At 62.3% G+C, this 14124-nt stretch carries 11 protein-coding genes; 5 read left to right on the forward strand and 6 right to left on the reverse strand.

The window, feature by feature from the left end; translation table 11 throughout:
• Positions 1-17: 17 nt before the first annotated feature.
• A complete protein-coding gene (locus HB375_RS06680) occupies positions 18-998 on the reverse strand; it encodes a Bug family tripartite tricarboxylate transporter substrate binding protein (RefSeq protein ID WP_167672193.1) in 981 nt (326 codons plus the stop codon).
• Positions 999-1120: 122 nt separating this feature from the next.
• Between HB375_RS06680 and HB375_RS06685 the strand changes: the two genes are divergently transcribed.
• The 4 genes from HB375_RS06685 (at position 1121) to HB375_RS06700 (ending at position 7014) form a co-directional block, all read left to right on the forward strand.
• The gene (locus HB375_RS06685; protein WP_167672194.1) at positions 1121-2323 is read left to right on the forward strand and encodes a pyridoxal phosphate-dependent aminotransferase; all 1203 of its coding nucleotides are present in this window, start codon (positions 1121-1123) and stop codon (positions 2321-2323) included.
• Positions 2324-2462: 139 nt separating this feature from the next.
• Positions 2463-2936: a DUF992 domain-containing protein gene (locus tag HB375_RS06690; protein ID WP_167672195.1), complete on the forward strand. Its 474-nt coding sequence runs from the start codon at positions 2463-2465 to the stop codon at positions 2934-2936.
• 166 nt (positions 2937-3102) lie between these two features.
• Positions 3103-5142: an elongation factor G gene (locus tag HB375_RS06695; RefSeq protein WP_167672196.1), complete on the forward strand. Its 2040-nt coding sequence runs from the start codon at positions 3103-3105 to the stop codon at positions 5140-5142.
• 144 nt (positions 5143-5286) lie between these two features.
• Entirely contained in the window at positions 5287-7014 is a 1728-nt protein-coding gene (locus tag HB375_RS06700; RefSeq protein ID WP_167672197.1) for an AMP-binding protein, read from the forward strand.
• A gap of 370 nt (positions 7015-7384) precedes the next feature.
• Here HB375_RS06700 and HB375_RS06705 read toward each other — a convergent pair whose 3' ends face one another.
• The 3 genes from HB375_RS06705 to HB375_RS06715 form a co-directional block, all read right to left on the reverse strand.
• On the reverse strand, positions 7385-8275 hold the full coding sequence (locus tag HB375_RS06705) for a LysR substrate-binding domain-containing protein (protein WP_167672198.1): 891 nt from the start codon (positions 8273-8275) through the stop codon (positions 7385-7387).
• Between the two features lie 112 nt (positions 8276-8387).
• Positions 8388-9350, reverse strand: a complete 963-nt coding sequence (trxB, locus tag HB375_RS06710; RefSeq protein WP_167672199.1) for a thioredoxin-disulfide reductase — start codon at positions 9348-9350, stop codon at positions 8388-8390.
• On the reverse strand, positions 9351-10382 hold the full coding sequence (locus tag HB375_RS06715) for a mitochondrial fission ELM1 family protein (protein ID WP_167672200.1): 1032 nt from the start codon (positions 10380-10382) through the stop codon (positions 9351-9353).
• Positions 10383-10497: 115 nt separating this feature from the next.
• Here HB375_RS06715 and HB375_RS06720 point away from each other — a divergent pair, with 115 nt between their 5' ends.
• Positions 10498-10980, forward strand: coding sequence for a winged helix-turn-helix transcriptional regulator (locus tag HB375_RS06720; RefSeq protein ID WP_167672201.1), 483 nt, complete (start codon positions 10498-10500; stop codon positions 10978-10980).
• Here the strand turns inward: HB375_RS06720 and HB375_RS06725 are convergent.
• Both HB375_RS06725 and HB375_RS06730 read right to left on the reverse strand, forming a co-directional pair.
• Positions 10973-11488: a hypothetical protein gene (locus HB375_RS06725; protein ID WP_167672202.1), complete on the reverse strand. Its 516-nt coding sequence runs from the start codon at positions 11486-11488 to the stop codon at positions 10973-10975. The genes HB375_RS06720 and HB375_RS06725 overlap by 8 nt on opposite strands.
• A 110-nt stretch (positions 11489-11598) precedes the next feature.
• The gene (locus HB375_RS06730; RefSeq protein ID WP_167672203.1) at positions 11599-13950 is read right to left on the reverse strand and encodes a hypothetical protein; all 2352 of its coding nucleotides are present in this window, start codon (positions 13948-13950) and stop codon (positions 11599-11601) included.
• Positions 13951-14124 lie beyond the last annotated feature (174 nt).

Raw genomic sequence — 14124 nt, forward strand, 5'->3', positions numbered from 1 at the left:
GTGCTCGACTGCAATCCTCACTCGGCCTTGATATTCGCCGTCTTGATGATCTCGGCCCAGGTCTGCATTTCCTTGGCGAGATACGGCTTGAAGGCTTCCGGATCGCGGACGTTCAGGGTGAAACCGAGCTTGGTGATGCGCTCCTTGATCTCAGGCTTCTTCAGGATCGCGATGATCGTGCCGGAGAGCTTGTCGAGGATCGGTTTCGGCGTGTTCACCGGAGCAAAGAAAGCGGTCCAGGATTCCGCGTCCGCATCGGTGATGCCCTGTTCGCGCAGGGTCGGCACGTCCGGCGCTTGCGGCGTGCGCTGCGGGCTGGCGAGGCCGATGGCGCGCATCTGACCGGCCTGGAACTGGGACAGAACGCTCGGCAGGGTGGAGTTCGACACGTCGAGGCGACCGGCCATGAGGTCCGTCACCAGGGGAGCGGCCCCGCGGAAGGGGACATGGGTCATCTGGATGCCGGTGCGAACCATGAAGAGTTCGGTCGCCAGATGCGACCCCGAGCCGATGCCGGTCGAGCCGTAATTGAGCTTGCCCGGGTCTTTCTTCGCCAAGGCGATGAGTTCCGGGATGGTTTTAACGGGCAGGTCGTTGCTGACCACGAAGACGTGCTCGAACGCACCCACGCCCGCAAGCGGCGCGAAATCCTTCACCGCGTCGTAGCCCGGCTCTTTCAGCAGGAACATGTTGTTCCCGTGAGTCTGGTTGTTGCCGAACACGATGGTGTAGCCGTCCGCTTCAGCCTTCGCGACCGCGCGGGTGCCGACCGCGCCCGAAGCGCCGGCCAGATTCTCTACGATCACGTTCTGGCCCAGTTCCTTGCCCATATCTTCTGCCACGATCCGGGCGATGACATCGGTGGGGCCGCCGGCCGGGTAGGGCACGACCATCTTGATGATGCGGTTCGGATAGGTCTGCGCGCCGGCAGCGGTAGCAAACAGGGTCATCCCGGCGGCAAGGCCGAGCGCGAAGCGGCGGGTAAAAGACGTGGACATGGGAGCGACGATTTCCTCAAAAACCCGTCAGGGAGGGGCTGTTTTACTTGCTTGGACGGCCTTGGCGGACTAGGGTCCCGCGCCGTCACAATCCCTTCTAACGCCCCGATTGGAGGATTCCCATGGGCTTTTTGTCTGACGCCCTCTCGCGCATCAAGCCGTCTGCGACCATCGTCATCACGCAGAAAGCGCGAGATCTCAAAGCCCAGGGTCGGGACGTGATCAGCCTTTCCGTCGGCGAGCCGGATTTCGACACGCCGGAAAACGTCAAGGAAGCGGCCATGGCGGCGATCCGCCGCGGCGAGACGAAGTATACGCCCGTGCCCGGCATCGTCCCGCTGCGCGAGGCCATTGCCCGCAAGTTCAAGCGCGAAAACGGGCTCGACTACACCCCGGCGCAGACCATCGTCTCCACCGGCGGCAAGCAGGTCATCTACAACGCGCTGCTCGCCACCCTGAACCCGGGCGACGAGGTTGTCATCCCCACGCCGTACTGGGTGTCCTATCCTGAAATGGTGGGCCTGTGCGGCGGCAAGGCGGTGTTCGTCGAGACCACGATGGAACATAATTTCAAGCTCCAGCCGGAGCCTCTCGAGCGCGCCATCACGCCGAAGACCAAGTGGATCATTCTCAACTCGCCGTCGAACCCCACCGGCGCGGCTTATACGCATGCCGAGATGAAGGCGATCACCGATGTCCTCATGCGTCATCCGCATGTCTGGGTGCTCACCGACGACATGTATGAGCACCTGACCTACGGCGATTTCGAGTTCGTCACGCCCGCGCAGGTGGAGCCCGGCCTCTATGGCCGCACGCTCACCATGAATGGCGTGTCGAAGTCCTATGCCATGACCGGCTGGCGTATCGGCTATGCGGCTGGCCCCGAGAACCTGATCAAGGCCATGGATTTCGTGCAGGGCCAGCAGACCTCGGGCGCATGCTCGATCGCTCAATGGGCAGCGGTGGAAGCTCTCAATGGTCCGCAGGATCACCTCAAGGTGTTCAAGAAGGCTTTCGAGGAGCGTCGCGACCTCGTGGTGTCGATGCTCAACCAATCGAAGTACCTGAAGTGCCCGATGCCGGAAGGCGCGTTCTACGTGTATCCGTCTTGCGCCGAGGCCATCGGCAAGACTTCGCCCTCGGGCAAGGTTCTGCACACGGACGAGGATTTCGTGTCGGAGCTGCTCGAAACCGAAGGCGTCGCGGCAGTGCACGGCTCGGCCTTCGGTCTTGGCCCGAACTTCCGCATCTCCTACGCCACGTCGAATGCCGCGCTTGAGGAAGCGTGCAACCGCATCCAGCGCTTCTGCGCTTCGCTGCGCTAAGACGTTTCTCGATCTTTCGACATCATCATGGCCGGTGCCAATCCGGCCATGATGAAAAAGGATTTCTCTCCTTTTTCGGAACCGCATTCTTCTTAAGCCGTTGACGCCTGCACTGCAGGTCAAGCTTAGGAGATCGGTTATGTTGCGAACTTCGACCGCGCTCGTTGCCCTCGCTTTGGCAGCTTCCTTCGGCATCACATCAGCACAGGCTCAGACCCGCACCCGGGTCGGCATGCTCACCTGCAACGTCTCCAGCGGTGTGGGGCTCATCGTCACTTCGCAAAAAGGGGCCGCCTGCACGTTTCAGCCGCGCCGCGGGTACCCTGAACATTATCTCGGCGTGATCCGCAAATACGGCCTCGATATCGGCGGGACATCGCGCGGCGTTCTCGCCTGGGCTGTCTTCGCGCATGGCAGCCCGTTTCCCGGCTCGCTTGCGGGCAACTATGTCGGCGCGACAGTGGAAGCGACCGTAGGCGCCGGACTTGGGACAAATGTCCTCGTTGGCGGATCCAATCAATCCGTCGCGCTGCAGCCGATTTCCGTGACCGGTCAGAACGGGCTCAATCTCGCCGTTGGCGTCGGCGATTTCGTATTGCGGGCAGCGCCTTAAAAGCTTTTGCTTTTTCAAGCATGGCCGGGTGAACGCCCGGCCGTTTTGCGTCCAAAGACTGCTCTTGCGGATAAGCGTCTTGCCAAAGGCGCGTGAGAGGCAGAGCATCGTGCAGGACGCGACCGCCACAAAGGCCGCGCTGACGGGGGCAGGGAAGGAGACTCTCATGGCACCCAACGGCAGAGGACCGGCGGGCCCGCGATGCATCGCCATCGTAGGCCCATTCCAAAGCGGCAAGACCACCCTCCTGGAGGCGATCCTGGAGCGGACCGGGGGGATAACCCGGGCAGGTCGCGTGACCAACGGGGACACGGTTGGAGATGCAAGCGCGGAGGCCCGCGCACACGTCATGAGCATCGAGCCCAACGTGGCGACCGTTCAATTTCTCGGCGAAACCATGACCTTCGTCGATTGTCCCGGCTCCATGGAATTCATGCACGAGATGCACAACATCGCACCCGTTTGCGACGCAGCCGTCGTCGTGTGCGAGGCGGATGAGCGCAAAATCCCCGCCCTCGAAATCGTCTTGCGCGAGCTGGAAGAGGCGGACATTCCGCGCTTCCTCTTCATCAACAAGATCGACACCGCAACAAGGCGCGTGCGTGAATCCCTGTCGATGCTGCAACGCGCATCGCGCACACCGCTGCTGCTGCGCCAGATTCCGATCTGGAAGGATGGCATCGCCGTCGGCTTCATCGATCTCGCGTTGGAGCGCGCCTTCATCTATCGCGAGCACGCGCCGAGCGAAGTGGTTGATCTGCCTGATGTCGAGGCGCTGCGCGAACGCGAAGCGCGCTTTGCGATGCTGGAGCGATTGGCTGATTACGACGATGAGTTGATGGAGGAGTTGATCTCCGAGATCGAGCCTCCACGCGACCGTGTCTTCGACGATCTGGCACGCGAATTGCGAGAGCGGCATGTCATGCCTGCCTTCATCGGCTCCGCGGATCGCGGTAATGGCGTGACGCGATTGCTCAAGGCGTTGCGGCATGAAGCGCCGGGCTTGGACAACACCCGTGCTCGCCTTGGTGTTTCTCCGGAAGGCGCGCCGCTCGCGCAGGTGATGAAGACGTTGCATATGGGGCAGGGTGGCAAGCTCTCGATTGCCCGCATTCTGCGCGGAAGCTTCCATGAGGGCGATACGGTGCTCGGCTCGCGCGGCGCGGAAGCGCGCGTGGGAAGTCTGCTCTCGCTCGTCGGCACCGCGACCACGCGGGTCGGCGAAGTGAAGGCCGGCGACGTCGCGGGCTTCGGACGGCTCGAAGGCATCGCGACGGGTGACAGTTTCGCGATGGACAAGACCCGCCCCGAGGCCATTCTGTCTCAGGCGCCGCCGGAGCCGGTTTATGCGGTGTCGGTCAAGGTCAAGGATCGCAAGGACGATGTGCGCCTCTCCAGCGCGCTGACCAAACTGACGGAAGAAGATCCCTCTCTGACGGTCGATGCCCGCCCTGACATGGGCGAGATCCGTCTGCTCGGGCAGGGAGAGATGCATCTGCGCGTCGTCGTGGAGCGGCTCGCTTCTCGCTTCCAGGTCGGAGTCGAGACGGGCAGGCCGCGTGTGGGTTATGCCGAGACGATCCGCTCCCACGCCTCGGCGCGCGGGCGGCACCGCAAACAGACCGGCGGCCATGGTCAGTTCGGCGATGTGATGATCGAGATCCGGCCTTTGCCACGTGGCGAGGGGTTCGCGTTTCAGGACAGCATCACCGGTGGCGTGGTGCCCCGCCAGTACATTCCCTCGGTCGAAACCGGCGTGCGGGACGCGATCAAATCGGGGCCGCTCGGCTTCCCCGTCGTCGATCTCGCCGTCGAACTGACGGACGGTTCCTACCACACCGTGGATTCGTCGGACGCGGCTTTCCAGGCGGCGGCAAGGCTTGCTCTCGCGGAGGCTTTGCCAAAGGCGAAGCCCGTTCTGCTGGAGCCGATCCTGTCCGTCGAGATCACGACGCCGACTGAAGCATTGTCCAAGGCCACGGGGCTCGTGACCGCGCGGCGAGGGCAGATCCTCGGTTATAACGGGCGGCCGGGATGGTCCGGCTGGGATGTCATCAGCGCCACAATCCCAGAGGCGGAGATCGGTGACCTGATCGTGGAACTGCGGTCGGCCACGGCCGGCGTGGGGACGTTTTCGACCAAGTTCGACCATATGGCCGAACTGAGCGGACGCCCCGCCGAGATGGTTCTGCACAAAGCGCACTAAGCCATTGAAGGATTGGATGAATGGCCGGTTTCCGCCCGAAACCGGCCATTGTTACGTCTCGACAAACCATCCCCGGCGCGCCAAGTTACCTTATGACGGAGACGCCATCTCCCAGTGAACAACCGCGCAAAGCGGAGGACATGAATGAGCGCAACGATTCCGGCGACCGCGTCCGCGGGCGCTTCAGAAGACTTCCCCGCACGGCCTTGGGTGCGCTCGTATCCGCCACAGGTTCCCAAGACCATCGATGAAGCCAGGATCGGAACGGTCATCGACATCTTCCGGGAAGGTGTCGCGACTTATCCGACACGCCCTGCCGCCGAGAGCTTCGGCAAGATAATGACCTATGCCGAGTTGGGGCACGCCTCCAATGCGGTCGCGTCCTGGCTGCAGATGCAGGGGTTGAAGAAAGGCGACCGCGTCGCGATCATGATGCCGAACGTGATGGCCTATCCGCCCGTCATGTTCGGGGCTCTGATCGCAGGCGCGGAAGTGGTGAACGTCAACCCGCTCTACACGCAGCGGGAATTCACGCACCAGATGCGGGATTCGGGCGCACGGTTTCTCTTCGTGCTCGAAAATTTCGCGGCGACCGCAGCCGATGCACTACCGGACCTCAAGGTCGATCGCGTCGTCATCGTGAAGCCCGGCGATCTTCTCGGCCTGAAAGGCGCGATCATCAATCTCGTGTCGCGCTATGTGAAGAAAGCGGTGAAGCCATTCCACATCACGGGTGCGGTGCCCTTCAGCGCGGTTGTCGCCGAAGGCAGGAAACGGCCGCCGCAGCCGACGCTCGTAACACCGGACGACATCGCGTTCCTGCAATATACGGGTGGAACGACGGGCGTTGCGAAGGGCGCGGTGCTGCTTCACCGCAACGTCGCGGCGAACGTTCTGCAATGCGAAGCCTGGATGCGGCCTTTCTTCGGTGAGCGGGAGGATCACGTGATGGTGACCGCACTGCCGCTCTATCACATCTTCGGCCTGACCGTTTGCGCGCTCTTCATGACGAAGATCGGCGGTTGCCAATTGCTCATCGCCAATCCTCGCGACATCGCCGGTTTCGTAAAAACCCTCAAGTCACACCGCATCACGCTGATGTCGGGGGTCAATACGCTCTACAACGCGCTCGCCAATGCGCCGGGCATCAAAGATGTGGATTTCTCGCAGCTCGTTTTTGCGGTGTCGGGAGGCATGGCGACACAGGCTGCTGTCGCCAAAAAATGGAAAGAGGTGTCCGGGCAACCCATCGTCGAGGGCTATGGTCTGTCCGAAACTTCGCCGGTGGTCTGCGCCAACCGGCTCGACATCGAAGAGTTCACTGGCACCATCGGCTATCCCTTGCCGTCGACCGATGTTTCTATCCGCAACAGCGACGGCGCGCCTCTGCCGTTCGGCGAGAGGGGCGAATTGTGCGTCAAGGGACCGCAGGTCATGCCGGGCTATTGGCAGCGTCCCGACGAGACCGCGAAGGTCATGACGGCGGACGGCTATTTCCGCACCGGCGACGTGGCGGTGATGCAGCCGGACGGTGAGATCAAGATCGTGGACCGGATGAAGGACATGATTCTGGTTTCCGGCTTCAACGTCTACCCGAACGAGGTCGAAGACGTTTTGGCCCATCATCCGGGTGTCATGGAAGCGGCGGTGATCGGTTTGCCGGATGAGCAATCGGGCGAAGCGGTGGCGGCTTATGTGGTGCGTCGCGATCCGACCCTGACTGCGGATGCACTGCGCGCCTATTGCCGCCAGAACATGACCGGATACAAGGTGCCGCGCCACATCGAGTTCCGCGATGCGTTGCCCAAAACCAATGTGGGCAAGGTGCTGCGCCGGGTGCTGAAGGACGAGGTTCTGCCGCCTGCCTCATGAGGCGGCACGCATCGAACAAGCCTCTGAAAAGAAAAAAGCCGGGCACAAGGCCCGGCTAAGTAGAGGTCTGACAAAAGTCAAAACCTTCCAGAGGGAACGGCCGACACGGCAGCGCCGGGAGGAAGAAAGCGATGCCGCGTTGAAATCAGCCGATGCTCATATCGACTGCATCGCGCCCTTTTGCAATGCAACATGCCTCATAAAAGGGCTGCGCAGAATGCATGGCTCATCTTAAGAGCCTGAAAGCGTTGCTGGCCATGGAGCTTGGCCGTGCGCTCAAGCCGAATTCATTCGAGGTAGTCACGGAACCGTTACAGCCACGCTTGTAAACTGCGGCCCCTCCGCAGCGCGCTTTCGCGTCGCACGAGCCTCAGAACGTCCAGCGCTGAGCCTTGGTGATGAGGAAGTCGCGGAAGGCCTGCACGCGGGCGACCGAGCGCATTTCCTCGGCATAGACGAGGTAGCTGTCGAGCGACGGCATCTCGATATCGCGCAGGATCTGCGTGAGGTTGGGATTGCCGACGACCGCGTAGTCCGGCAGCACCGCGATGCCCGCGCCTGTCTCAACCGCGATCTTCAGCGCGGTGATGTTGTTGACGACGTAGTGGTACTGGCGCGGCTCGCGCCCGTCGCGGCCGGCGGTGGCGAGCCAGTGCACGGCCATGAGATAGGACGGCTGGTCGCCGCCGAAGGAAATGATGCGGTGCTCGTCGAGATCCTCCAGCGTCTTCGGTTCGCCGAACCGCTTCAGGTAGTCGTTCGACGCATAGACGTGGAAGTGCACGGTAAAGAGGCGGCGCTGGATCAGGTCCGGCTGGGCGGGGCGGCGCAGGCGGATCGCCACGTCCGCCTCGCGCATGGCGAGATCGAGTTCCTCATTGGAGAGGATCAGCTCGACGCGCACATCTGGATAGAGATCCATGAACTCGGAGATGCGCTGGGCGAGCCAGATCGAGCCGAGGCCGACAGTCGTGGTGACCTTGAGGTCACCGGAGGGGCGCTCGCTCGTTTCCACCAATCGGGCCTTGGTGGTTTCCAGCCGCATGCGCATGTCGCGCGCGGCGCGGAACAGCAGGTCGCCTTGTTCGGTCAGGATCAGGCCGCGGGCATGGCGGTGGAAGAGGGGGGCCTTCAACTCGCGCTCGAGCGCGCTGATCTGGCGGCTGACGGCGGATTGGCTCAACCCTAGATCATCACCCGCCCGCGTGAAGCTGCCCGCTTCCGCGACGGTATAGAAAATCCGGATCTTGTCCCAATCCACGGCGTATTCCCCCGACATCCCGCCCTGCAAAGGCAGGTTGTCTTATCTCTTATGAGCATCCGGCCTTACGCAACAGGAATTCGATCCGAATGCTAACCAGCTGTTTATAAAGTCATTCGGCTGCCTGCTGAGTCACTTCCAGCGCGGCCAAATAGCGCTCCGTCTCGAGCGCAGCCATGCAGCCCATTCCTGCTGCGGTCACGGCCTGGCGATAGACATCGTCGGCGACGTCGCCGGCGGCAAAGACGCCGGGGATATTCGTGGCGGTCGAATCGGGCTTGGTCAGGAGATAGCCGCCCGGCTTCATGTCGAGCTGGCCGGCGAAAAGTTCGGTGGAGGGCTTGTGGCCGATGGCGATGAAGACGCCGTCGGTCTTCAATTCCGAAATCTGGCCGGACACCATGTTCTTCAACCGGACATGGGTGACCGAATTCGGGTTCTCCGTGCCGCAGATTTCCTCAACGGCCGAGTTCCACACCACCTCGACATTGGGATGCTTGAACAGGCGCTCTTGCAGGATGCGCTCGGCGCGGAACGAGTCGCGGCGATGGACGACCGTGACCTTGGCGGCGAGGTTCGCGAGGTAGAGCGCTTCCTCCACAGCGGTGTTGCCACCGCCGACGACCACGACTTCCTTGCCGCGGAAGAAGAAGCCGTCGCAGGTGGCGCAGGCCGAAACGCCGAAGCCCTGGAACAAAGCTTCCGAGGGCAGGCCCAGCCACTTCGCCTGCGCTCCGGTCGCCACAATGAGCGCGTCGCAGGTGTAGGTCTCGCCGGAATCGCCTTCGAGGCGGAAGGGGCGCTGGTTCAGGTCGACTTTGACGATGTGATCTGAATGCATGCGGGTGCCCACATGCTCAGCCTGCAGGCGCATCTGTTCCATGAGCCAGGGCCCCTGGATCACGTCGGCGAAGCCCGGATAATTTTCCACGTCGGTGGTGATCATGAGCTGGCCGCCGGGCTGGAAGCCCGAGATCAACATCGGCTCGAGCAGCGCGCGTGCCGCATAGATCGCCGCCGTATAGCCCGCCGGCCCCGAGCCGATGATGATGAGCTTGGCATGGGTGTGGGCCATTTAAGAATTCTCCAATGAAAGCGCCGCGTCCGGCAATCCGAGAGCGCGGCGATGGCGGGCCAGCCCTTCGGCAATGGCGCTCGCAATCTGAAGGGTGGAATTTAAGGGTGTGTAGCCGCGTCCTTCAAGCCGACCCTCGAAGGGATACACAGCTCCCTCCGCCTTCAGGCCGTTCATGAAGGTCACGAGCTTGCGATGTCCGCCCGACGGCTCGAACACCAGAAGCGGCCGTCCCGTGGCCGCGGCTTCGCCAACCATGTTGGTGGAATCCGCCGTGACGACGATGAAATCCGCAAGCGCCAGAATCGACACGTAAGGATTCTCGCCCGTCCCATCCCAAAAGAAACCGCCATGCTTGCGGGCGAGTTCGGTCAGAGCCTCGCGCAATTCCCGCGGCGTGCGGCGGGAGGCGGTCATCATCAGGCCGACGCCCGTCGAGGCCAACTCCGTGAGGTGTGCGATGAAGCGGGCAATGTCCTCATCCGTGAAGCGATGGTGACGGCTGTTGCCGCCCGCGATCACCGCGACCCTCGGCGTCGGGAGATGGACGAGGCGAGGATCGGGCGTCTCGCGCGCTGCCGTCAGGCGCTCGGCGGAGGCCCGGTGCGGGGAGGTCAGGGTGTTGAGCACATTGGGGCCACGCAGCCGGTCATAGGCAGGCGCCCAAATGAAGTCCGCGGATGCCGGTCCGGTGCGCGGGTCCTTCAGAAAGACCGTGAAGGTGCGCCCGCCTGACGCCTTCTTCACGAAGCGCATATACGGCACCGAGCGTCGGCCGGAGGCGATGAGGATATCGGGGTAGGGCGGGGCGATGGGGCTGCCCGGCGCGCTCGGCCGCTCGCGCGGGTCGATGGGGCCGGAGGGCGCAAACCAGCTGAAAGGGGCCTTTGGGCGCACGCGCCTGATCTCGGGCTTGAGGCCGAGGGCGTCCATCACGCTCAGGGCCGGAAGCTCGTCTCCCGCCTTTCCGTCCGTCAGGACCCAGGATGACAGGGCCGGCTGTCCGCTCAGCCCTTCCATTTCACGCAACATTCGATCAAGGAGCCTGTGGAGTTCATGAAGTTCGTTGCGACTTAATCGCCAGCCCTTCTTGTGCTGCCTCTCTACACGGTCTACTCAGCCGAGACGAGCCTTTCCCGGAGTTAACGTGCGCGGACGCCTCGATTCGATAGACTGGGCCATCCTGAAGGAACTGCAAGCCGACGGCAGCATCACCAATGTGGAGCTGGCCCGTCGTGTCGGCTTGTCGGCACCGCCTTGCCTGCGCCGTGTGCGGGCGCTGGAAAGCGCCGGCATCATCAAGGCCTATCGCGCCATGCTCGACCCCAAGGCCTTGGGCTTCGAGATCGTGTGCTTCGCCATGGTGCAGCTCGATGTGCAGGGCAAGAAGGAACTCAACGAGTTCGAGCAGCGCATCAAAGACTGGTCCATGGTGCGCGAGTGCTGGACGCTCTCCGGCGACATCGACTTCATCCTGAAATGCGTCGCGCCGAATCTTGCGGCCTTCCAGAACTTCGTCTCGGACCTCACGGCGCTGACAAACGTGCGCAACGTTCGCACGGCCCTGACCCTCGACCTGATCAAGGACGAGCCGCTGGTGCCGATCGAGGAAGCGGCGGAAGCTAACTGATCAACTGCCGCCTGAGCCACTGCACGTAGAACCGCGCCACCTCGACCGCGCGGCCCGGCTCGTTCGGCGTCAGAATGCTGGTGTTAACCGGCCGGACCGCCAGTTGCGGGTGGCGGGCGAGAATTTCGCCGCGCGGTCCAACCGCCAGAGCCTCGCCTTCGAGCGAATCCGTGCCGCCTCCGCCGCCCTGAAAACGCCGGTCGCCGCCTCCGCCGTCAGGAAATGGGGTGAGGAAGATCCCGGTCAGGCGCACCATGAGACGTGGCCCTCGCCGGTCGATCCGGTCGGCGAAGGCGCGGGTTAGTTCTTCGAGCGTGGCGGCGGCGACAAGATCGGCGAACGGACCGAGCCCTTTCTCCTTCAGAGCACTTACATCGACCGCGAAAGACGAAAAGGTCTGAGGAAAGACCTGCGCAAAAACTCTCGAATTGGCGGCGCTCCAAAAGCCGACGGAGCAGGCGACCAGTCTGAGCGCTCCGAGGAAGCGTCGGCGCGAGAGATATTGCATGACCGTTTCTCCGGAGGCTTGAGGCGTCGCAGTAGCATTATCTGAAACGCGGCGCATGCGGCCCAGGTTTCGAGCCGTTGTGCTTGTCGTTCCGGAGCGGCGGACGTTCGTCAAATCACGAAGAAGTCTGCCAGGGTGATCTTCGCCTTGTTCGTGAAAACCGCGATATCGACGGCTTTGCCAGCTCCGCTTCCATCCGCGTCATATGACAGGACGCCGGTCTTGCGGTTGTAGATCAGGTAGTCGTTGGCGTCTTTGGGCGCGTCGTAGGCGAAGAACGCCTTGTTGAGCTTCACGGGCTTCTGCAACGTGCCCGCCTTGCCGAGCTTGGGGAAAAAGGCGTTGTCGAGATAGATCGAGTCCAGCCGCGGATCGAAATCCGCCACCTTATCGCGATTGGCGCTAATCGGCCGGGTATTGAACATCACGATGTCCTTCCCCGTCCCGGTGGCCATGTAATCCTGCCCGAGATCGCCTGCGAGCAGGTCATTTCCGGCTCCGCCGCTCAGGGTGTCGTTGCCCAATTCGCCGTAGAGAGTGTCGTTGCCGGCGGTGCCGCGTAATTTCAGCGGTGTCTTTTCCAGGAGGTTGGTGACGGTGACCGTCACGTCCTGCACGTAGGTTCCGCCGTTCGAATCTTTGACCTCGATGTGCAGAGTATGAGAGCGAGCTTTCTCGTAATCGAGCGTCGAACCCAACTTCAGCCGGATGAGGTTGCCGTCGAGTTTGAAGAGCGGATGGCTCGCGTCGCCCCCCGCGCCGTCGATGAGGCGATAGGTAAAGGTATCGCCTTTGTCGACATCAACTGCCGAAAGGGTGCCCGCGACGGCGCTTGCCTTGGCGTCTTCGCGGATGGAGCCTTTCAAGGCGATGGCGGTGGGGGCCGCGTTCAGAAGGAAGTGTTGGAAGAAGAAGCCGCCGCCTTCGCCGGTGGAATCGTCATAGGGGTCTTCCTGGCCGGCTACCTCGCCGTTGCCCATCCAAGTGACATACCAGGAACCGTCCGGCGAAGCGGTGGCTGTCGGCGAGATCTGATCTCCGGTGACCGATGTCGCAACGCGCGTCTCGCCGCCGATCCGATTGAAGTTGGCGTCGAAAATCTGCTGGAAGATGCCCTTAGTGTCCTCTTGCCCCGACACGGTGCTTTTGCCGGCCCAGACAGCGACGAACTGGCCGCCAGGCAATTCGGTCAGGGAGAGGTTTTCCACGACTCCGTCCTTGGAGGTGTTGATGCGCGTCTCGCCGCCGACCTTCGCGCCTTGGGCATTGAAGCGCTGGAAAAAATAGCCGCCGTCGGCATCGTCCTGGCCGGCCACCGTTCCCTTGCCTCTCCAGACCAGCACCAGGCCGCCATCCTTCAAACTCAGGATCTGCGTTCGGATTTGTTCGCCTTCCGTCGATTCGGTGGCCGGCATCTTGCCGCCGACCTTGGCGCCGTTGGCGTCATAGACTTGATAGTAAAGGTCCCGCGGGTCGAGGACTAAACCTTCGTGCCAGAAGGTCATCCATTTGCCGTCGGCCAGCGCATAAGCGCGCGGAGAAAGCGAGGAAGACGCGGTATCGACGGGAAGTTTGATTTCCCCGCCGCGCTTCGTCCCATTGGCGTCGAAAACTTGCTGAAAGGCTTCCGTGGTGGCGCCGGCTGATGCCCTGTAGGTGATGACGAAACCGCCATTGGAGAGTTGGGTATAGCCGCTGAAAGATTCGAACCGGCCGGTCACGAAGGTGTTGACGAGAATCTCCCCGCCGATCGGCGTCCAGTCCTCATCGAAGAGTTGCAGGAACAAGCCCGTGTCGTCTGCCTGCCCCGGCTGCGTGCCTGAGCCCCGCCACATGACGGCGAAGCCGTTGCCCAGCTGAGTGAGCGTGAAGGGGAGCTGATCGCCATCAGTCGATGTATTGACGCGGGTCTCGCCCCCGACTTTGGTGCCGTCCGCATGAAAGCGCTGATAGAAAATCCCGCTCGTGTCTTCCTGGCCCGGCTGCGTGCTTTGGCCATGCCAGGTCAGCACAAAGTCACCGCCGGGGAGGGTGGTGCTCTGCACCGAGCTCCCGACACCATCCGCGGTGTTGACTTGTACCTCACCGCCGACCCGCCCGTTGGCGTCGAAGATCTGCAGGAAATTGTTCGACAGTCCACTGACCGGATCGGTTGAGGTCCAGGTCGTGGCCCATTTGCCGTCGGACAGGTCAAAGGTTACGCCATCCCAGAATTCCTCACCCGTCGACGTCGTATTGACGCGAATTTCGCCGCCGATTTTGTTCCCGCTCGGACCGAAGACCTGCTGGAAGACGCCGAAATCATCCTCTTGTCCAAGCTGTGTGCCGTTGCCGGTCCAGGTGGCTACCACTCGCCCATCGGCCAGAACGGTGACTTCGCTGAAGAGGGGCGCGAATTGCGCTCCCTCCTTTGTGGTATTGATGCGGGTTTCAGTGCCAAGGCGGACGAGGTTGTAGGGCATGACCGGACCTCCCGGGAGCGGCAGGTGCACGGAAAAAGCCGCTACGATCCGGTTAAGATATATAACCTAACGAGAGGCGACGGGAAGACGATAGACGGGAATGAGACCCGCCGGCGTCGACGTTCGGGCAATAAGCCAGAAATAAAAGAACCTGCCCATGTTCGCCACATGAGC

Origin of the sequence: Microvirga terricola (assembly GCF_011777495.1) — a bacterium.
Lineage (GTDB): Bacteria > Pseudomonadota > Alphaproteobacteria > Rhizobiales > Beijerinckiaceae > Microvirga > Microvirga terricola.